This is a genomic window from Pseudomonas sp. PS1(2021) (assembly GCF_020405165.1).
Lineage (GTDB): Bacteria > Pseudomonadota > Gammaproteobacteria > Pseudomonadales > Pseudomonadaceae > Pseudomonas > Pseudomonas aeruginosa.
Genome location: NZ_CP084484.1, coordinates 5,486,925 through 5,505,938, shown reverse-complemented (window position 1 = coordinate 5,505,938; position 19,014 = coordinate 5,486,925). Strand labels below are relative to the sequence as shown.

At 67.6% G+C, this 19,014-nt stretch carries 15 protein-coding genes; 7 read left to right on the top strand and 8 right to left on the bottom strand.

Annotated elements, in window-relative coordinates; translation table 11 throughout:
• Window positions 1–26 precede the first annotated feature (26 nt).
• Both gcvH and gcvP read left to right on the top strand, forming a co-directional pair.
• Window positions 27–416 (top strand): glycine cleavage system protein GcvH, encoded by a 390-nt coding sequence (gene gcvH, locus LE197_RS26235; RefSeq protein ID WP_003107397.1) that lies wholly within the window; start codon window positions 27–29, stop codon window positions 414–416.
• Window positions 417–589: 173 nt separating this feature from the next.
• The gene (gene gcvP, locus LE197_RS26230) at window positions 590–3,466 is read left to right on the top strand and encodes an aminomethyl-transferring glycine dehydrogenase (RefSeq protein WP_023108873.1); all 2,877 of its coding nucleotides are present in this window, start codon (window positions 590–592) and stop codon (window positions 3,464–3,466) included.
• A 34-nt stretch (window positions 3,467–3,500) separates the two neighbouring features.
• Here gcvP and LE197_RS26225 read toward each other — a convergent pair whose 3' ends face one another.
• The 4 genes from LE197_RS26225 to LE197_RS26210 form a co-directional block, all read right to left on the bottom strand.
• The gene (locus LE197_RS26225) at window positions 3,501–3,830 is read right to left on the bottom strand and encodes a DUF2388 domain-containing protein (protein ID WP_003096280.1); all 330 of its coding nucleotides are present in this window, start codon (window positions 3,828–3,830) and stop codon (window positions 3,501–3,503) included.
• Between the two features lie 131 nt (window positions 3,831–3,961).
• Window positions 3,962–4,414, bottom strand: a complete 453-nt coding sequence (locus tag LE197_RS26220; RefSeq protein ID WP_004352365.1) for an NfeD family protein — start codon at window positions 4,412–4,414, stop codon at window positions 3,962–3,964.
• Window positions 4,415–4,635: 221 nt separating this feature from the next.
• On the bottom strand, window positions 4,636–6,420 hold the full coding sequence (locus tag LE197_RS26215; RefSeq protein WP_003096276.1) for a GspE/PulE family protein: 1,785 nt from the start codon (window positions 6,418–6,420) through the stop codon (window positions 4,636–4,638).
• A gap of 37 nt (window positions 6,421–6,457) precedes the next feature.
• Window positions 6,458–7,822, bottom strand: a complete 1,365-nt coding sequence (locus tag LE197_RS26210) for an inorganic triphosphatase (protein ID WP_003100082.1) — start codon at window positions 7,820–7,822, stop codon at window positions 6,458–6,460.
• Window positions 7,823–7,935: 113 nt separating this feature from the next.
• Between LE197_RS26210 and LE197_RS26205 the strand changes: the two genes are divergently transcribed.
• The 3 genes from LE197_RS26205 to argE all read left to right on the top strand — a co-directional run bounded on the left by LE197_RS26205 (window position 7,936) and on the right by argE (window position 11,182).
• On the top strand, window positions 7,936–8,613 hold the full coding sequence (locus tag LE197_RS26205) for a TIGR00153 family protein (RefSeq protein ID WP_003096272.1): 678 nt from the start codon (window positions 7,936–7,938) through the stop codon (window positions 8,611–8,613).
• A 46-nt stretch (window positions 8,614–8,659) separates the two neighbouring features.
• Entirely contained in the window at window positions 8,660–9,928 is a 1,269-nt protein-coding gene (locus LE197_RS26200; RefSeq protein WP_003100079.1) for an inorganic phosphate transporter, read from the top strand.
• A 99-nt stretch (window positions 9,929–10,027) separates the two neighbouring features.
• Window positions 10,028–11,182, top strand: coding sequence for an acetylornithine deacetylase (gene argE / locus LE197_RS26195; RefSeq protein WP_003100077.1), 1,155 nt, complete (start codon window positions 10,028–10,030; stop codon window positions 11,180–11,182).
• Here the strand turns inward: argE and LE197_RS26190 are convergent.
• Window positions 11,155–11,856, bottom strand: coding sequence for a MarC family NAAT transporter (locus LE197_RS26190; RefSeq protein WP_003114055.1), 702 nt, complete (start codon window positions 11,854–11,856; stop codon window positions 11,155–11,157). The two genes, argE and LE197_RS26190, sit on opposite strands and share 28 nt — an antisense overlap.
• Before the next feature lie 336 nt (window positions 11,857–12,192).
• On the opposite strand from LE197_RS26190, the gene argA reads away from it, so the two are divergent.
• Window positions 12,193–13,491 (top strand): amino-acid N-acetyltransferase, encoded by a 1,299-nt coding sequence (gene argA / locus LE197_RS26185; RefSeq protein ID WP_003096265.1) that lies wholly within the window; start codon window positions 12,193–12,195, stop codon window positions 13,489–13,491.
• Between the two features lie 34 nt (window positions 13,492–13,525).
• On the opposite strand, the gene gshA is transcribed toward argA, so the two are convergent.
• The 3 genes from gshA to LE197_RS26170 all read right to left on the bottom strand — a co-directional run bounded on the left by gshA (window position 13,526) and on the right by LE197_RS26170 (window position 18,056).
• Window positions 13,526–15,109 carry a glutamate--cysteine ligase gene (gene gshA / locus LE197_RS26180; RefSeq protein WP_003109990.1) on the bottom strand — a complete coding sequence of 528 codons (1,584 nt, stop codon included), beginning with the start codon at window positions 15,107–15,109 and terminating at the stop codon, window positions 13,526–13,528.
• A 206-nt stretch (window positions 15,110–15,315) separates the two neighbouring features.
• On the bottom strand, window positions 15,316–15,678 hold the full coding sequence (locus tag LE197_RS26175; protein WP_042115369.1) for a PaaI family thioesterase: 363 nt from the start codon (window positions 15,676–15,678) through the stop codon (window positions 15,316–15,318).
• 38 nt (window positions 15,679–15,716) lie between these two features.
• On the bottom strand, window positions 15,717–18,056 hold the full coding sequence (locus LE197_RS26170; RefSeq protein ID WP_003457766.1) for a Tex family protein: 2,340 nt from the start codon (window positions 18,054–18,056) through the stop codon (window positions 15,717–15,719).
• A 188-nt stretch (window positions 18,057–18,244) separates the two neighbouring features.
• On the opposite strand from LE197_RS26170, the gene amgR reads away from it, so the two are divergent.
• Window positions 18,245–18,988, top strand: a complete 744-nt coding sequence (gene amgR / locus LE197_RS26165; RefSeq protein WP_003096259.1) for a two-component system response regulator AmgR — start codon at window positions 18,245–18,247, stop codon at window positions 18,986–18,988.
• Window positions 18,989–19,014 lie beyond the last annotated feature (26 nt).

The window sequence follows — 19,014 nt, the reverse complement described above, 5'->3', positions numbered from 1 at the left end:
TCGCCCCCGACTTCGAGGAAAACAAGATGAGCAATATTCCCGCCGAACTGCGTTACGCCCAGAGCCACGAATGGGCTCGCCTGGAAGCCGACGGCAGCGTTACCGTGGGCATTTCCGACCATGCCCAGGAAGCCCTTGGCGATGTGGTCTTCATCGAGCTGCCGGAGCTGGGCAAGACCCTCGCCGCCGGGCAGGAAGCGGGCGTGGTCGAGTCGGTGAAGGCCGCCTCCGACATCTATTCGCCGATCGGCGGCGAAGTCATCGCCATCAACGAAGCCCTGGCCGACACCCCGGAAGACGTCAACAACGACCCGTACGCGTCCTGGTTCTTCAAGCTCAAGCCGAGCAATCCGGCCGAGCTGGACAAGCTGCTCGACGCCGCTGGCTACCAGGCCGCCGTCGACGCGGAAGGCTGAGCCGCCGCGTAGTCGCGACAAAACCCGCTATCCTTGGACAAGGCCTCGATCATTCGAGGCTTTGTTCTTTTTGCAGCGGCGAAATGCGTTTTCGCCGTCGTTGCTTTCTCATTCGATATCCGTTCGGCGACGATCGCTGGCAGGGCGATGCCGCCCCCAACGAGACCGAAGCCATGTCGCAGACGCCGTCCCTCGCCCAGCTCCAGCCCGCCGATGCCTTCCTGCGCCGCCACCTCGGCCCCGATCCTGCGGAACAGCAGGCCATGCTGGACTTCCTCGGAGTTTCCACTCGCGCCGAACTGATCGTGCAGACGGTGCCGCCGGCGATCCGCCTCAACCGGCCGCTGGAACTGCCCGCCGCGCTCGACGAACAGGCCGCCCTGGCGCGCCTGCGCGGCTACGCCGGGCTCAACCAGCGCTGGACCAGCCTGATCGGCATGGGCTACTACGGCACCGTGACGCCGTCGGTGATCCTCCGCAACGTGCTGGAGAATCCCGGCTGGTACACCGCCTATACGCCCTACCAGCCGGAAATCGCCCAGGGCCGCCTGGAAGCGCTGCTGAATTTCCAGCAACTGACCATCGACCTCACCGGACTCGACCTGGCCAGCGCCTCGCTGCTCGACGAAGCCACCGCCGCCGCCGAGGCCATGGCCCTGGCCAGGCGGGTGGCGAAGGCCAGGAGCAACCGGTTCTTCGTCGATGCGCATTGCCATCCGCAGACCGTTTCGGTGTTGCGGACCCGCGCCGAGGCGTTCGGTTTCGAGCTGGTCGTCGACGAGCCGGACAATCTTGCCGCCCACGCGGTGTTCGGCGCCTTGCTGCAATACCCGGACAGTCGCGGCGAGATCCGCAACCTGTGCCCGCTTATCGAGGCGTTGCACGGCCAACAGGCGCTGGCTTGCGTCGCCAGCGACCTGCTCGCCCTGTTGTTGCTGACCCCGCCGGGGGAACTCGGTGCCGACGTGGTGCTCGGCAGCGCCCAGCGCTTTGGCGTACCGATGGGCTACGGCGGGCCGCACGCGGCGTTCTTCGCCACCCGCGAAGGGTACAAGCGGGCAATGCCGGGGCGGATCATCGGCGTTTCCCGCGACGCCCGCGGCAACCCGGCGTTGCGCATGGCCCTGCAAACCCGCGAGCAGCACATCCGTCGGGAAAAGGCCAACTCGAACATCTGCACCGCCCAGGTGCTGCTGGCCAACATTGCTTCGCTGTATGCCGTCTACCATGGGCCGCAGGAGCTGAAACGCATCGCCCAACGCGTCCAGCGCCTGACCGCGCTGCTGGCGGCGGGCCTGGAAAGCAAGGGACTGCGGCGGCTCAACCGGCACTTCTTCGACACCCTGACCTACGAGGTCGGCGAGCGTCAGGCGGCGATCCTCGAACGGGCGCGGGCGGCACGGGTCAACCTGCGCGTGGTCGACGACCGGCGGCTGGCCCTGAGCCTCGACGAAACCTGTGACGCGGCGACCCTGGCGACCCTGTTCGAGATCTTCCTCGGCGCCGGCCACGGGCTGGATGTCGCGCACCTGGATGGCGGGGCGGTGGCCGACGGCATCCCGGCGGTCCTGCAACGCACTTCGGCCTACCTGCAGCATCCGGTGTTCAACGCCCACCACAGCGAGACCGAGATGCTTCGCTACCTGCGCCAGCTGGAAGGCAAGGACCTGGCGCTGAACCAGGCGATGATCCCGCTCGGCTCCTGCACCATGAAGCTCAACGCCAGCAGCGAAATGATCCCCATCACCTGGCCGGAATTCGCCGAACTGCATCCGTTCGTGCCGCGCGAGCAGGCCGAGGGCTATCGCCGCATGATCGACGAACTGGAAGCCTGGCTGCGGGCGATCACCGGCTTCGACGCCATCTGCATGCAGCCGAACTCGGGAGCACAGGGCGAATATGCCGGGTTGCTGGCGATCCGCCGCTACCACCAGAGCCGCGGCGATAGCCAGCGCGACATCTGCCTGATCCCCGCATCGGCGCATGGCACCAACCCGGCCTCGGCGATCATGGCCAGCATGCGGGTGGTGATCGTCGAGTGCGATCCCCGCGGCAACGTCGACCTCGACGACCTGCGCCTCAAGGCGGCCGAGGCGGGCGACCGGCTGTCCTGCCTGATGATCACCTATCCCTCGACCCACGGCGTCTACGAAGAGGGGATAGGCGAGATCTGCGAAGTGGTCCACCGCCACGGCGGCCAGGTCTACATGGACGGCGCCAACCTCAACGCCCAGGTCGGCCTGGCGCGACCGGCGGACATCGGCGCGGACGTCTCGCACATGAACCTGCACAAGACCTTCTGCATCCCCCATGGTGGTGGCGGGCCGGGCATGGGGCCGATCGGGGTCAAGCGGCACCTGGCGCCGTTCGTCGCCAACCATCCGGTGATCCGCGTCGAAGGGCCGAACCCGCTGAACGACGCGGTCAGCGCGGCGCCCTGGGGCAGCGCCAGCATCCTGCCGATCAGTTGGATGTACATCGCCATGATGGGCCCGCAGCTGGCCGACGCCAGCGAGGTGGCGATCCTCTCCGCCAACTACCTGGCGAACCGCCTGGACGGGGCGTTCCCGGTGCTCTACCGCGGGCGCAACGAGCGCGTCGCCCACGAATGCATCCTCGACCTGCGACCGCTCAAGGCGCAGACCGGGATAACCGAGGAAGACGTGGCCAAGCGCCTGATGGACTACGGCTTCCACGCCCCGACCATGTCCTTCCCGGTGCCGGGCACGCTGATGGTGGAGCCGACCGAGAGCGAGTCGAAGGCGGAGCTGGATCGCTTCGTCGAGGCGATGCTGAGCATCAGGGCCGAGATCGGCAAGGTGGAGAGCGGCGCCTGGCCGGCGGAGGACAACCCGCTGAAACGGGCGCCGCATACCCTGGCCGACGTCACCGGGATCTGGCAGAGACCCTACGAGATCGCCGAGGCAGTGACCCCGAGCGAACATGCGCGGGCGTTCAAGTACTGGCCGGCGGTTAACCGGGTGGACAACGTCTACGGCGACCGCAACCTGTTCTGCGCCTGCGTGCCGCTGGACGACTACCGCGAGTGACCTCGCCTCCGGGCGGAGGCGAGGTCGCCGGGGCCTACTGCTGGACGGCGGACTGCTCGCCGCCGGCGAGGATCGCGCTGGCCAGTTCCATGTCGCTGGCCTGCAGGTCCGGGTTGTCGTTGCGCAGCTTCTGCAGGGCGGCTTCCAGGTACGGCCCGCGGATCGCGCCGTCGCTGGCGATGTAGCTGCCGGCGTCGTCCTGCGCGGCGACGATCAGCTTGTGGTCGTGGCGGAAGGTCAGGTAGGTGGAGGCCGTGGTGGCACCCGAGGAAATGATGTTGCGCCAGAAGGTATCGGCCATGGCCGAGCCCAGCGGCAGGGCGGCGATGACCAGGGTGGCGGCGGCGAGTTTGACGGAACGCATGGGGGAACTCCTGATAGGGGGCTGCGTGTTACATCAGATCGCGTTTGCCGTCCCGGAGTTCCAGCGGGGATGACCGTCCTGTCGCTTTTTCCGCTGCCGTACAGCCCCCGCCGGCCGGGAGCTACAGCGATTCAGGGCGTGGCAGGCTCGACGTGCAGCAGGGCGCCGTCCTGGCCGGTGACCCGGACCAGGGCGCCGCGCGGCAGGTCGGGACCGCTGACCAGCCACGACGCGTCCTCGACGCGCAGCTCGCCGAGCCCGCCGACGATCGCCCGGTGCAAGGGAAAGGTGCGGCCGAACAGGTCGTCGCCGCGTCGCTGCAACCCTGGCGTTTCCTCGACGCTACCGGCCTTGCGGCGACGGCGTCGATGCAAGGCGGCGACCAGCCCGGAGAGCAGGACGAACAGCCCTACCTGCCAAGGCCAGGCCAGTCCCGGCAGGAGCGCGCCGAGCGCACCGACACAAGCGGCGGTGAGGCCGACCCGCAGCAGATAGCCGCCGGCACCGAAGATTTCCAGGAGCAGGAGGACGGTACCGAAGGCCAGCCAGTCCCAGAAGTCCAGGCGTAGCAGCAGGATTTCCATCGGCCGGTCCTCAGCGCCGGCTCGGCGGCCGGCCGAGCCACATCGAGCCAGGGACGCCGCTCGCGGCTCGCCGCAGGTGCGGTGCGCCGCGGCTGGGGAGCGTCGGCGCGGGGACGGCGGGGGGAACGCTCGTCATCGTCTACATCCTTGTCTGTGGGCCTGGCAGGCCCGTCCGGCGTTGTGCCGTGCAACCGTCGGAACTCCGCCGACGGGATGTGCCGCTACTTCTGTTCGCTCTGCGGGGTCACCCGCAGTACTTCCTCCAGCGTACTGATACCTGCGGCGACCTTCTGCGCGCCGGACAGGCGCAGGCTGCGGGTGCCTTCCTTGTACGCCTGGCGGCGCAGGGCGACCAGGTCGGTGTCGGCGGTGATCAGTTCTTTCAGGCTATCGCTGAGCAGCATGATTTCATAGACGCCGGCGCGCCCGCGATAGCCGGTGTCGCGGCACTCCAGGCAACCCACGGCCTGGTGCGCGCCGCTGGGCGGCGGGGCGCTCCAGGGGCGGGTCAGTTCGTGCCAGTCGCTGTCCGCCAGTTGCATCGGCGCCTTGCAGTGCGGGCAGAGCGTGCGCACCAGGCGCTGGGCCATGACCCCTAGCACCGTGGCGCGGATCAGGTAGTAGGGTACGCCCAGTTCGAGCAGGCGGGTGATCGCCGTGGGGGAGTCGTTGGTGTGCAGGGTGGAGAGCACCAGGTGCCCGGTGAGCGCCGCCTGGATCGCCATCTCGGCGGTCTCCAGGTCGCGGATCTCGCCGACCATGATGATGTCCGGGTCCTGCCGCAGCAGGGCGCGTACGCCGCTGGCGAAGGTCAGGTCGATGTTGTGCTGGACCTGCATCTGGTTGAACGAGGGCTCGATCATCTCGATCGGGTCCTCGATGGTGCAGACGTTCACCTCATCGGTGGCCAGTTGCTTGAGCGTGGTGTAGAGCGTGGTGGTCTTGCCCGAGCCGGTGGGGCCGGTGACCAGGATGATGCCGTTGGGCTGGCTGGTCATGCTCTGCCAGCGGCGCAGGTCGTCGGCGGAGAAGCCGAGCTGGTCGAAGCTCTTGAGCAGCACCTCGGGGTCGAAGATGCGCATCACCATCTTCTCGCCGAAGGCGGTGGGCAGGGTCGACAGGCGCAGCTCCACCTCGGCGCCGTCCGGGGTCTTGGTCTTGACCCGGCCGTCCTGCGGCTTGCGTTTCTCCGCCACGTTCATCCGTCCCAGCGACTTCAGGCGGCTGACCACCGCCATGGTCACCTGCGGCGGGAACTGGTAGACGTTGTGCAGCACGCCGTCGATACGGAAGCGCACGGTGCCCTGCTCGCGGCGCGGCTCGATGTGGATGTCGCTGGCGCGCTGCTGGAAGGCGTACTGGAACAGCCAGTCGACGATGGTGACGATGTGCGCGTCGTTGGCGTCCGGCTCCTGGTCGGCGGCGCCGAGGTTGAGCAACTGTTCGAAGTTGCCGACGCCGCTGATCTTCTGGTCCGGCGAGGTGGCGCCGCTGACCGAGCGGGCCAGGCGGAAGAACTCGACGGTGTAGCGCTGGATGTCCGCCGGGTTCGCCACCACCCGCTTGATCGGTCGCTTGAGCACATGCACCAGGTTGCTTTCCCAGCCCTGTACGAAGGGCTGGGCGCTGGCGATGGTGACTTCCTCCGGACTCAGCGCGACGGCGAGGATGCCATGGCGCTGGGCGAAGGCGTAGGACATCAGCGGAGTCACCGCGGCGACGTCGATCTTCAGCGGGTCGATGCGCAGGTAGGGCTGGCCGGCGTACTCGGCCAGCCACTGGGTGAGGGTCTCCAGGTCGAGCTTGCGTCCGGGGCGCTTGAGATCCTCGACCTGCTGCGCGGCGAGGAACTCCAGCGGATGCTGCTGGTTGCGCACCGCGCTGCGGCGGATCGCCAGGCACTGTTCGGCCTGCTCCTGCCCGACCCGGCCCTGAGCGACCAGCTCGCGGAGCAGGTCGCCGAGGTCCAGCAGGCGGTCCTGGGCGGCGGTGGCGAACACGGACATGCAGACTCCCTTCGGATGATGGCGGTAGCGGCGAAGCTTATTTCATCAGCGCCTTCCAGGGTTTGAGCGTCAGCACAGTATGGGCCTGCGTGGCGCGGGCAGCCAGGCGCTCGGCATCGACAGGTTGCCGCAGCAGCTCCAGCAACTTGGCCAGTTCGCCGTAGAGGCGGTCGGCTTCCGGCAGGTCGAGCACGCCGCGCGCCAGGCGCAACCAGGTAAGCATGCGCTGCAGGCGCGGCGCTTGGTCGGGGAGCAGCTCGGGATGCTGGTGGGCGCGCGCCAGCGGCGTGGCCTGGGCTTCTTCGGCAAGGCTGCGCAGCAGCCACTTGCCCAGCGCGGCAGAGCCCTGGCGGTTGCCGCGCTCGTTGCGCGACTCGGTCCAGGCCTTGGCCAGCAGCCAGCGCGAGGCATTCAGGGAGAACAGGCCCCAGCGGGTCTCGTCGAGTTCGCCGCGGAACAGTTGCGGCGCCTGCTGGCGTAGCGTCTCGTCGTCACGGCCGCGCTCGATGCGCGGCGCCCAGTCGGCGAGGAGAGCGTCCAGCGCTTCGCGCAGCTCGCGACTGCTGGCGCGTGGCACCGCCTGGCCGAGGCTGCCGAGCAGGGTACGCAGGTCCTGCAGGTGTTGCAGCCAGTCCTCCAGCAGGCGCCAGTGGCCGTTGAAGCGATACTGTTCGGCCAGTCGCTGGCTGCTGCCGAGCAGGTACCAGGCGATGGCGGCGAAGGCACCGTCCAGCGGGGTTTCCGCCAGCAGTTTCTGGGCCGGGGGATCGACCTCGTAGCTGTTCGGATCGAACAGGCGGTAGCCGCGCTCGGCCTTGCTGATGTCGCAGGGCATCAGCGGCAGGTCGGCGGCCAGTTCCGCGGCCAGCTCCAGCAGCGCGGCGGCATCGCCCTGGCGCAGTTCCAGCTCCAGTTCGCAGATTTCCTCCTGGTTGTCGCCGGCGACCACCTTGCCCAGGTCGAGCGCCGCCTCCACGACTACCCTGGCCTTGCCGCGGCCCCAGGCGATCTCGGCGCGCTGGCGGACGAAGTCGGTGCTGAAGATCGGCTTGAGCTGCTTCTTGTCGAGATCCTTGAGGGCCGCCGGCCAGCACTTGTCGTCGAGTTTCTTCAGGTCGAGCTTGTTCTTTTCCAGGTACCAGTCCCACTCGTTGCGTTCGGACAACCCGGCCACGCTCTGCCCGCGGCTTTTCAGCGTCTGGATGTACTGCTCGCCGTCGCGGCGCATGCGCAGCGCGACCTTGGCCCGGGCCAGCTCGCGGCCGGGGGTGTCGTAGTACTGGTTGTACAGTTCGCGGCGCTCCCAGCCCGATTTGTTGCGCTTCTTCAGCAACGGGTGCTCCTGCAAGGCTTCCAGGGTGGCGCGGCTGACGCGGAGTTTGATTTCGGTTTCTTTCTGCATGGGGCGATGTCCGGCTCGGGACGCCAGGCGTCCGCGGGTGAAGGTGTTCCAGATCAAAGGCGCGCGGGGTGGGTGGCCTATACTTTTCGGCATTTCCACCAGGGAGGCGTTCCATGCCGACCAATCCGTTCATCAGCCTGTTCGGCCGTTCGCCGATCGGGCCGATGCAGCAGCACATCGCCAAGGCCCACGAATGCGCGGCCGGCCTGTTGCCGTTCTTCCGCGCGGTGATCGCCGAGGACTGGGCGCAGGTCGAACAGGTTCAGCAGGACATGGTGCGACTGGAGCAGGAAGCCGATCGGCTGAAGAAGAACGTCCGGATGCACCTGCCCAAGAGCCTGTTCCTTCCGGTGCCGCGCTCCGATCTGTTGGAGCTGCTCAGTGTACAGGACAAAGTCGCCAATCGCGCCAAGGACATCGCCGGGCTGATGCTGGGCCGGCGCATGCGCATCCCGCTGCCGCTGCAGGGCCAGATGCTCGCCTACGTGCAGCGCTCGGTGGACGCCAGCGCCCAGGCGTTGCGGGTAGTCAACGAACTCAACGAACTGCTCGAGACCGGCTTCGGCGGGCGCGAGACCAGTCTGGTGGAGAGCATGGTGGAGGAACTCGAGGCGATCGAGAACGACACCGACCGCATCCAGGTCGAGGTGCGCCGCGAGCTGTTCCGCCTGGAAAGCGAGCTGCCGCCGGTGGACGTGATGTTCCTCTACCAGATCATCGAATGGATCGGCGATGTCGCCGACCGCGCCCAGCGGGTCGGCAACCGCCTGGAGCAATTGCTGGCGCGTTGAGCGCCAGGTTTCTTTCCGCCTTCTGCCCGCATACGGATCCCCGCCCATGTCCCTGATCGCCGACCACGGCTTCGCCTTCCTCGTACTCGCCTGCCTGTTCGGTTTCTTCATGGCCTGGGGCGTCGGCGCCAACGACGTCGCCAACGCCATGGGCACCTCGGTGGGCTCACGGGCGCTGACCATCCGCCAGGCGATCCTGGTGGCGATGGTCTTCGAGTTCTGCGGTGCCTACTTCGCCGGCGGCGAGGTCACCGAAACGATCAGGAGCGGCATCGTCGACCCGCAGTACATGACCCCCGACCTGCTGGTCTTCGGCATGCTCTCGGCCTTGCTGGCCGCCGGGGTCTGGCTGTTGCTGGCGACGATCAAGGGCTGGCCGGTGTCGACCACCCACTCCATCGTCGGCGCGATCATCGGCTTCGCCTCGGTCGGTGTCTCGGTGCACGCGGTGCACTGGGGCGCGATCGGCCCGATCGTCGCCAGTTGGGTGGTGACGCCGGTGCTGTCCGGGCTGCTCGCCTTCGCCCTGTTCAGGAGCGTGCAGTGGCTGGTACTGCATGCCGAGGACCCGTTCCGCAGCGCGCGCCGCTACGTGCCGCTGTACATGTTCCTGGCGGGCTTCATGGTCGCGCTGATGACCGTCGGCAAGGGCCTGAAGCATGTCGGCCTGGAGCTTTCCGGCCTCCAGACGCTGGGCCTGGCGTTGCTCGCCGGCGGCCTGGTGATGGGCCTGGGCATCGTCCTGCTGTTGCGCATCCGACCCACTGGCGGAGCCGATCCGCGTGGCGGCTTCGCCAGCGTCGAGCGGGTCTTCGCGGTGCTGATGATCTTCACCGCCTGCTCCATGGCTTTCGCCCATGGTGCCAACGACGTGGCCAACGCCATTGGCCCGGTGGCGGCGGTCGTCGCGGTGGTCCAGGCCGGCGGCGACCTGGATCTGGTGAGCCGTTCGCCGGTGCCGTCCTGGGTACTGCTGCTGGGCGCGGTGGGCATCGTCATCGGCCTGGCTACCTATGGCTACCGGGTGATCGCCACCATCGGCCGGGAGATCACCGAGCTGACCCCCAGCCGCGGCTTCGCCGCCGAGCTGGCGACCGCCTCCACGGTGGTTGGCGCCTCGGCCATCGGCCTGCCGGTATCCACCACCCATACCCTGGTCGGCGCGGTGCTCGGCATCGGCATGGCGCGCGGCATCGGCGCGCTCAACCTGCGGGTGATCGGCTCGATCTTCCTGTCCTGGGTAGTGACCCTGCCGGCCGGCGCGGTGCTGGCGATCCTGTTCTTCCTGGTCCTGCGCGCGCTGTTCGGCGCCTGAGCGCGATCTTCGTCGGCTGGCGCAGGCGGAACCGGAACGGACGGTTTTATCCACTGTCGCGATAGGCCATGATGGGGCTCGATCCGTGTGGAGAGTCCCATGCCGTTGCCGTCTCTGAAAGACCAGTTCGGCGCGCTGATCGCCGCGTCTTCCGTCAGTTGCACCCAGCCCGAGCTGGACCAGACCAACCGCCCGGTGGTCGACCTGCTGGCCTCCTGGCTGGGCGATCTAGGCTTCCGCTGCGAGATCCGGGAAGTCTCGCCGGGCAAGTTCAACCTGCTGGCCAGCTACGGCAGCGGTCCCGGCGGGCTGGTGCTGGCCGGCCACACCGATACCGTGCCCTACGACGAAGCGCTGTGGAGCAGCGATCCGCTGCGCCTGGACGAGCGCGACGGCCGCTGGTACGGCCTCGGCAGTTGCGACATGAAGGGCTTCTTCCCGCTGGCCATCGAGGCCTTGCTGCCGCTGCTCGACCAGCCGTTCCGCCAGCCGCTGATGATCCTCGCCACCTGCGACGAGGAAAGCTCGATGGCCGGCGCCCGTGCCCTCGCCGAAAGCGGGCGACCGCTGGGTCGCGCCACGGTGATCGGCGAGCCGACCAACCTGCGGCCGATCCGCCTGCACAAGGGGGTGATGATGGAGCGCATCGAGATTCTCGGGCAGAGCGGCCATTCGTCCGATCCGAACCTCGGCCGTAGCGCCCTGGAGGCCATGCACGCGACCATCGGCGAGCTGATGGCGCTGCGCGGGGAATGGCAGCGGGCCTGGAACAACCCGCAGTTCAGCGTGCCCCAGCCGACCCTGAACTTCGGTTGCATCCACGGTGGCGACAATCCCAACCGCATCTGCGGCCAGTGTTCGCTGGAATTCGACCTGCGCCCGCTACCCGGCATGCAGCCTGAGCAGTTGCGCGAGGCGATCCGCCAGCGCCTGCGGCCGCTGGCCGAACGGCACCAGGTGAGCATCGACTACCAGCCGCTGTTCCCTGCCGTGCCGCCGTTCGAACAGGCGCAGGACAGCGAACTGGTACGCGTCGCCGAACGCCTGACCGGGCATCGCGCCGAGGCCGTGGCGTTCGGTACCGAGGCGCCGTACTTCCAGCGCCTGGGCAGCGAGACCCTGGTCCTCGGTGCCGGCGACATCGCCTGTGCCCACCAGCCCGACGAGCACCTCGAACTGGCGCGTATCGAACCGATGGTCGGCGTGCTGCGCCGGCTGATCCAGCATTACTGCCTGACGCCCGCCGCCGACTGAAGCGCGGCGTGGCCGGCGACCAGCTCGAAGCCGCCGTTGATGACGAACTGCACGCCCATCGCCACCAGCAGGAAGCCGACCACTCGCGAGATGGCGTCGATCCCGGATTCGCCGAGGAACTTCATGATGCGCCCGGAGCTTTGCAGGGCGATCCAGAAGATCAGCGCGGTGAGCAGGGTGACGGTGATCGCCGCGAGGTGGATGAACAGCGGAATGCTTCCGTAGGTGGATTGCAGCGTCGACGCCGAGCTGACCACCAGGGCGATGGTCCCCGGCCCCGCGGTACCCGGCAGGGCCAGCGGAACGAAGGACAGGTCGCGGAAGTGCGGGGTGATCTTTTCCTCGTCCGACAGCAGGTCGTGCTGGACTTCGGTCTCGTCCGGCGTGGTGGCGGGGAACAGCATGGTGAAACCGATATAGGCGACGATCAGCCCGCCGGCGATGCGCAGGCCGGGAATGGAGATGCCGAACACCTGCATCACCAGGCTGCCGCCGTAGAAGCTGACCAGCATGATCAGCGCCACGTAGAGGCTGGCCTTGAATATCTGCCGGTTGCGCTCCGCCGGCGGCAGGCTGCCGCCGAGGCCGAGCAGTAGCGAGACGCTGGTCAGCGGGTTGGCCACCGGAAGCACGGCGAGCAGTCCGATCAGGACGTGATGGAAGTATTCGCTCATGGATTTTCCTCGTTCGCGTGGTTGCGCGCCGGACGGCACGGCGAACGAGGCAGCCTAGCGAAAAAGCGCTGTGCGAGTTAACCGGGGTTTTCGGATAGTTTTTTTCAAAAATAATGGTAAAACGGTTCGTTCCAGCCCCAGGCCCCGTACCATGGGCGAATCCCGCGGCCGGGGGGCCGCCGAGGGTTTAAACTCGCGCGTGATCCATCCGTCTCGTTAACCAGAAAGTGAGGAGAAGCCTGTCGATGTTGCTGCGACGACGATAACGGCGCCCTTCGGGCCGTCCCGGCCGCTCACGCTTTGCTCTCGCTCACGAAACGACAGGCTTTCCCCACCATGCCCGACTACGTCAACTGGTTACGTCACGCTTCGCCCTACATCAACTCGCACCGGGACCGCACCTTCGTGGTCATGCTCCCCGGCGAAGGGGTGGAGCATCCCAATTTCGGCAATATCGTCCACGACCTGGTCCTTCTCCACAGCCTCGGTGCGCGCCTGGTGCTGGTGCACGGTTCGCGTCCGCAGATCGAGGCGCGCCTGGCCGCGCGCGGCCTGGCTCCGCGCTATCACCGCGACCTGCGAGTGACCGATGCACCGACCCTGGAGTGCGTCATCGACGCCGTGGGTAGCCTGCGCATCGCCATCGAGGCGCGGCTGTCGATGGACATGGCCGCCTCGCCGATGCAGGGCGCGCGCCTGCGGGTCGCTGGCGGCAACCTGGTCACCGCGCGGCCGATCGGCGTGGTCGAGGGTGTCGACTACCACCATACCGGCGAGGTCCGTCGCATCGACCGCAAGGGCATTGGCCGCCTTCTCGACGAGCGCAGCATCGTCCTGCTCTCGCCGCTGGGCTACTCGCCGACCGGGGAAATCTTCAACCTGGCCTGCGAAGACGTGGCCATGCGCGCCGCCATCGACCTGGAAGCGGAAAAGCTGATTCTCTACGGCGCCGAACAGGGCCTGCTGGACGCATCCGGCAAGCTGGTCCGCGAACTGCGCCCGCAGCAGGTGCCCGCGCACCTGCAACGGCTGGGCAACAGCTACCAGGCCGAGCTGCTGGACGCCGCGGCGCAGGCCTGCCGGGCCGGGGTCAAGCGCAGCCATATCGTCAGCTACACCGAGGACGGCGCGCTGCTCAGCGAGCTGTTCACCCGCACCGGCAACGGCACCCTGGTCGCCCAAGAGCAGTTCGAACAGTTGCGCGAGGCGGGCATCGAGGACGTTGGCGGGCTGATCGAGCTGATCCGCCCGCTGGAAGAGCAGGGCATCCTGGTACGCCGTTCCCGCGAGGTGCTGGAACGCGAGATCGAACAGTTCAGCATCGTCGAGCGCGAAGGGCTGATCATCGCCTGCGCCGCGCTCTACCCGATCGCCGATTCCGAGGCGGGCGAGCTGGCCTGTCTGGCGGTCAACCCGGAGTACCGCCACGGCGGGCGTGGCGACGAACTGCTGGAGCGGATCGAGGAGCGCGCGCGCGGACTCGGCCTGAAGACCCTGTTCGTGCTCACCACGCGGACCGCGCACTGGTTCCGCGAGCGCGGCTTCCAGCCCAGCAGCGTAGAGCGGCTACCGGCGGCGCGGGCCTCGCTGTACAACTTCCAGCGCAATTCGCAGGTATTCGAGAAGAGCCTGTGATCCGCCGGCGCGTCCCTGGGCGCGCCGGCTTCGCTCAGTTGCTGATCAGGCCGAGGATGCTCGCCTGGTAGGCGGCGACGAAGGTATCGAAGTCGCCATCCTGGTCGCGTTCCAGCTCCGTCTGTTCGGCCAGGGAGTCGCTGGCCATCTTCTCGAAGCGTGCCTGCTCTTCGGCGGCCAGCGGATGCTGGCGGAAATACTCCGCGTGTTCGCGGCTCTGGCGCAGGGAGAACGCTTCGAAGCTCTCGCCGCGCTCGCGCATGACCTTCAGCACCTGCGCCGAAGGCGTCAGTTCCGCATCGGCCACCTTCGCCCGCTGCGCTGCCAGCGCCGCCGCGTGGGCTTCGCCGCCGCGCGCGCGGTCGAGCAGCGCCGCGGTGTCGGCGATTCGTTCGAGCAGCTCGTTCGCCCAGACCTGCAATTCCACCGGCTGGCCGCGACGTTGCAATTGCAGGCCCGGCCGCCTGCCTTCCTTGACCACGGCGAGGAAGTTGTCGGTGGCGTCGCTGCACTCGCCGTTCAGCAGCGGGCTGTCGCTGAACGCGCAGAACAGCAGGAAGGCGTCGAGGAAGCGCGCCTCGTCCAGGTCGATGCCCAGCGGCAGGAACGGGTTGATGTCCAGGCAGCGCACTTCCACGTACTGCACGCCGCGAGCGGCCAGGGCCTGCACCGGACGCTCGCCGGTGTAGGTGACGCGCTTTGGCCGGATGCTCGAGTAGTACTCGTTCTCGATCTGCAGGATGTTGGTGTTCAGCTGCACCCATTCGCCATCCTGCTTGGTGCCGACCTTCTCGTAGGGCGGGTAGGGCGTGCTGACCGCCTGGCGCAGGCTGTCGATGTAGCTCTGCAGGTCGTTGTAGCAGGGCGTCAGGCCGGCCTGGGCGTTGTTCTGGTAGCCCAGGTCGCTCATCCGCAGGCTGGTGGCGTAGGGCAGGTAGAGCGTGTGTTCGTCGAGGCGCTCCAACTGGCTCGGGCGGCCACGCAGGAAGCCGGCGTCGAGGGCCGGCGAGGCGCCGAACAGGTACATCAGCAGCCAGCTGTAGCGGCGGAAATTGCGAATCAGGGCGATGTAGGCGGCGGACTGGTAGTCGCGTTCCGACAGCTCGCTGCCTTCGGCCTGGCGCAGCAGCGGCCAGAGCCTCTCCGGCAGGGAGAAGTTGTAGTGGATGCCGGCGATGCACTGCATGGTCTTGCCGTAGCGCAGCGCCAGGCCCTTGCGGTAGACGTACTTCAGGCGGCCGATCATCGAGCTGCCGTAGCGGGCGATCGGGATGCTCTCCTCGTCCGGCAGCTCGCAGGGCATCGATGGGCTCCACAGGTATTCGCCGTCCAGTTTCGAACTGGCGAAGCGGTGGATGCGCTCGAGATCGCCCAGAGTGTCGGCGACGTCGGTTTCCGTGGGCGTGATGAACTCCAGCAAGGCCTCGGAGTAGTCGGTAGTGATCTGCGGATGGGTCAGGGTCGAACCCAGGGCCCGGGGGTGGGGGGTGAGCGCCAGCTTGCCGTCGCTATCGACTCGCAGGCATTCGCGCTCGATGCCATGCAGGCACTCGGTCAGCAGGGGCAGGTTGGCTGCGGCGCCGAGCAGAGCCAGGCGGCGGGAGAGAAGATCGCTCAAGTCGGGATTCCTTGTGATCGCGTCCCAGATCGGTCGCCCCAATATGAGGGTGGACCGAGCGGTCTACAAGAGGGAGGACGTAAATGCGTTTTCGCTTCGTCCTGGGGCCGGTCGCCGCGACTTCGGCGGGAGCCGTCGAGGCGGGCGCCCGGCACGGATCGGGATCGCCGTTGCGCGCCATTCTGCCGCATGGCGGCCGCGCCGGTTTACAACTGGGCGAAGGTACCTTGTCCTTTCGCGACCAGTTTGTCGCCTTGCCGCACCTCGGCTTCCACAACCAGGCTGCGGCGCCCGGCATGGAGGACGCGGGCGACGCAGCGCACCTCGCCGTCGGCGACGGCGCGGATGTAGTTGATCTTGCATTCCAGGGTGACGCTCTGGCGGTCGAAACCATGGGAACTGGAGCAGGCCAGCCCCATGGTCACGTCCATCAGCGAGAACAGCGCGCCGCCGTGCATGACCCCGCCGCGGTTGCGCAGGTGCGCGGCCATCGGCAGGCGTACCTCGGCGACGCCGTCGCCGAGGCTGACCGGGTCCAGGCCGACCAGTTCGCTGTAGGCGCTGATCATCTGCTCGCGGGCGGGCATCTCGCTCATGGACGGCTCCGTCACTTCTTCTTCAGTTGCTTGGCGTTGGCGAACAGCGCGGCCATGGCGTTGTTCGCCGGCGGCGCGCTCTGTCCGCGCGGGGCGCCACGCTCCTGGCGCGGCTGGCCGCTGCCGGTGGGACGCCCGCCGCGCTGGCCTTCGACCTTCTCGCCGGGGGTGTCGCTCATGCGCATGGACAGGCCGACACGGTTGCGCGGGATGTCCACTTCCATGACCTTGACCTTGACGATGTCGCCGGCCTTGACCACTTCGTACGGATCCTTGACGAACTTCTCGGACAGCGCCGAGATGTGCACCAGGCCGTCCTGGTGGACGCCGATGTCGACGAACGCGCCGAAGTTGGTGACGTTGGTCACCACGCCCTCCAGGACCATGCCCGGCTTGAGGTCCTTGAGGCTCTCGACGCCTTCCTGGAATTCTGCGGTCTTGAACTCCGGACGCGGGTCGCGGCCGGGCTTGTCGAGTTCCTTGAGGATGTCGGTGACGGTCGGCAGGCCGAAGGTCTCGTCGGTGAACTTCTTCGGGTCGAGGCGCTTGAGGAACGCCGAGTCGCCGATCAGCGAGCGGATGTCGCGCTCGGTGTCGGCGGCGATGCGCTGCACCAGCGGATAGGTCTCCGGGTGCACCGCCGAGGCGTCCAGCGGGTTGTCGCCGTTCATCACGCGGAGGAAGCCGGCGGCTTGCTCGAAGGTCTTTTCGCCCAGGCGGCTGACTTTCTTCAGCTCGTCGCGGGTGCGGAACGCTCCGTTGGCGTCGCGGTGCGCGACGATGTTCTGCGCCAGCGTCGAGTTGAGGCCGGAGATGCGTGCCAGCAGGGCGGCGGAGGCGGTGTTGACGTCGACGCCGACGGCGTTCACGCAATCCTCGACCACCGCGTCCAGGCTACGCGCCAGCTTCAGCTGGGACACGTCGTGCTGGTACTGGCCGACGCCGATCGACTTGGGCTCGATCTTCACCAGCTCCGCCAGCGGGTCCTGCAGGCGACGGGCGATGGATACGGCGCCGCGCAGGGACACGTCCAGCTCGGGGAACTCCTTCGCCGCCAGTTCGGAGGCGGAATACACCGATGCGCCGGCTTCGCTGACCATGATCTTGGTCAGCTTCATGCCCGGATACTTCTTGATCAGTTCGCCGGCCAGCTTGTCGGTCTCGCGGCTGGCGGTGCCGTTGCCGATGGCGATCAGCTCGACCTGGTGCTTGGCGCACAGCGCGGCGAGCACGGCGAGGGTCTGGTCCCACTGGTTCTTCGGCGCATGTGGGTAGACGGTGGCGGTGTCCAGCAGCTTGCCGGTGGCGTCGACCACCGCGACCTTGACCCCGGTGCGCAGGCCCGGGTCGAGGCCGAGGGTGGCGCGCGGGCCGGCCGGGGCGGCCAGCAGCAGGTCGTGCAGGTTGCGCGCGAACACGCTGATCGCCTCGTCCTCGGCGCCGTCGCGGAGCTCGCCGAACAGGTCGGTTTCCAGGTGGGTATAGAGCTTGACCTTCCAGGTCCAGCGCACCACCTCGGCCAGCCACTTGTCGGCGGCGCGGCCCTGGTTGGACAGGCCGAAGCGCTCGGCGATCATGACCTCGCATGGGTGCAGGGTGCCCGGCGCTTCCTCGCCGACCTTCAGCGAGGCGCTGAGGATGCCTTCGTTGCGTCCGCGGAAGATCGCCAGGGCGCGGTGCGACGGGGCGCTTTTCAGCGGCTCATCGTGTTCGAAGTAGTCGCTGAACTTGGCGCCTTCCTGTTCCTTGCCGGGGACCACGCGGGCGGTCAGGGTCGCTTCGTTCTTCATGAACACGCGCAGCTTGTCGAGCAGCGTGGCGTCTTCGGCGAAGCGCTCCATGAGGATGTACTTGGCGCCTTCCAGCACCGCCTTGACGTCGGCGAAGCCTTTCTCGGCGTCGACGAAACGCGCGGCCTCGCTTTCCGGGACCAGGGTCGGGTCGTCGAACAGTGCGTCGGCCAGCGCGCCGAGGCCGGCTTCCAGGGCGATCTGGCCCTTGGTGCGGCGCTTCTGCTTATAAGGCAGGTAGAGGTCTTCGAGACGGGTCTTGGTGTCGGCGAGCTTGATGTCGCGGGCCAGTTCGGGGGTCAGCTTGCCCTGTTCCTCGATGCTGGCGAGGATCGCGCCGCGGCGTTCTTCCAGTTCGCGCAGGTAGCGCAGGCGCTCTTCCAGCATGCGCAACTGGGTATCGTCGAGGCTGCCGGTGACCTCTTTGCGGTAACGGGCGATGAAGGGAACGGTGGAGCCTTCGTCGAGCAGGGCGACGGCAGCGGCGACTTGCTGCGGTTGAACGCGGCCGGAGGGCAGTGCGGAGAGCTCTTCGGCGATACGGGTGTTGATGCTGTCCATTGATCCACCTGGTAAAACGAACGAAAACGGGCCGTGTAGACAACGCCCCGCCGCAAAAGCGCCGCATTATACCTGCCAAGTTTCGCCTTGGAGGGCGGCTGGTCGGGGAAAAATCTGCTAACAATGGACAGTCCGGCCCAGCCGCTACCTGGGCGATAATGCCCGCCTGACTCATTCTGGGAGTTTCTATGTCGAACCCTGCCGCCCTGGCCGAAGGTGAAAAGATCCTCGTCGTCGACGACGACGCCCGCCTGCGCCGCCTGCTCGAACGTTTCCTCGACGAGCAGGGCTACCGCGTCCGCGCGGTGGAGAACACCGAGCAGATGGATCGCCTTCTATCCCGCGAACTGTTCCAGCTGGTTGTGCTCGACCTGATGCTTCCCGGCGAGGACGGCCTCACTGCCTGCCGCCGCCTGCGCGAACAGAACAACCAGGTGCCGATCATCATGCTCACCGCCAAGGGCGACGAGGGCAGCCGCATCCAGGGCCTGGAACTGGGCGCCGACGACTACCTGGCCAAGCCGTTCAACCCGCGCGAACTGCTGGCGCGGATCAAGGCCGTGCTGCGCCGCCAGGCGCCGCTGGTGCCCGGCGCGCCTGCCGGTGCCGACGAGGTGGTGACCTTCGGCGACTACCAGCTGTTCCTCGCCACCCGCGAACTGAAGAAGGGCGACGAGGTACACATGCTGACCACCGGCGAGTTCGCCGTGCTCAAGGCCCTGGTGCAGCACGCCCGCGAACCGCTGACCCGGGACAAGCTGATGAACCTCGCCCGTGGCCGCGAGTGGGATGCCCTGGAGCGTTCCATCGACGTGCAGATCTCGCGCCTGCGCCGGCTGATCGAGCCGGATCCGTCCAAGCCGCGCTATATCCAGACGGTCTGGGGCGTCGGCTACGTGTTCGTGCCGGACGGCAACGCGCGCAAGGCCTGAGTCTCCGCGCGGCCGGTGCAGCGATG

Excerpts from the sequence above, each read along its gene's own strand:
- gcvH (WP_003107397.1), top strand. The coding sequence starts at position 27 with ATGAGCAATATTCCCGCCGAACTGCGTTACGCCCAGAGCCACGAATGG.
- gcvP (WP_023108873.1), top strand. The coding sequence starts at position 590 with ATGTCGCAGACGCCGTCCCTCGCCCAGCTCCAGCCCGCCGATGCCTTC.
- LE197_RS26225 (WP_003096280.1), bottom strand. The coding sequence starts at position 3,830 with ATGCGTTCCGTCAAACTCGCCGCCGCCACCCTGGTCATCGCCGCCCTG.
- LE197_RS26220 (WP_004352365.1), bottom strand. The coding sequence starts at position 4,414 with ATGGAAATCCTGCTGCTACGCCTGGACTTCTGGGACTGGCTGGCCTTC.
- LE197_RS26215 (WP_003096276.1), bottom strand. The coding sequence starts at position 6,420 with ATGTCCGTGTTCGCCACCGCCGCCCAGGACCGCCTGCTGGACCTCGGC.
- LE197_RS26210 (WP_003100082.1), bottom strand. The coding sequence starts at position 7,822 with ATGCAGAAAGAAACCGAAATCAAACTCCGCGTCAGCCGCGCCACCCTG.
- LE197_RS26205 (WP_003096272.1), top strand. The coding sequence starts at position 7,936 with ATGCCGACCAATCCGTTCATCAGCCTGTTCGGCCGTTCGCCGATCGGG.
- LE197_RS26200 (WP_003100079.1), top strand. The coding sequence starts at position 8,660 with ATGTCCCTGATCGCCGACCACGGCTTCGCCTTCCTCGTACTCGCCTGC.
- argE (WP_003100077.1), top strand. The coding sequence starts at position 10,028 with ATGCCGTTGCCGTCTCTGAAAGACCAGTTCGGCGCGCTGATCGCCGCG.
- LE197_RS26190 (WP_003114055.1), bottom strand. The coding sequence starts at position 11,856 with ATGAGCGAATACTTCCATCACGTCCTGATCGGACTGCTCGCCGTGCTT.
- argA (WP_003096265.1), top strand. The coding sequence starts at position 12,193 with ATGCCCGACTACGTCAACTGGTTACGTCACGCTTCGCCCTACATCAAC.
- LE197_RS26175 (WP_042115369.1), bottom strand. The coding sequence starts at position 15,678 with ATGATCAGCGCCTACAGCGAACTGGTCGGCCTGGACCCGGTCAGCCTC.
- LE197_RS26170 (WP_003457766.1), bottom strand. The coding sequence starts at position 18,056 with ATGGACAGCATCAACACCCGTATCGCCGAAGAGCTCTCCGCACTGCCC.
- amgR (WP_003096259.1), top strand. The coding sequence starts at position 18,245 with ATGTCGAACCCTGCCGCCCTGGCCGAAGGTGAAAAGATCCTCGTCGTC.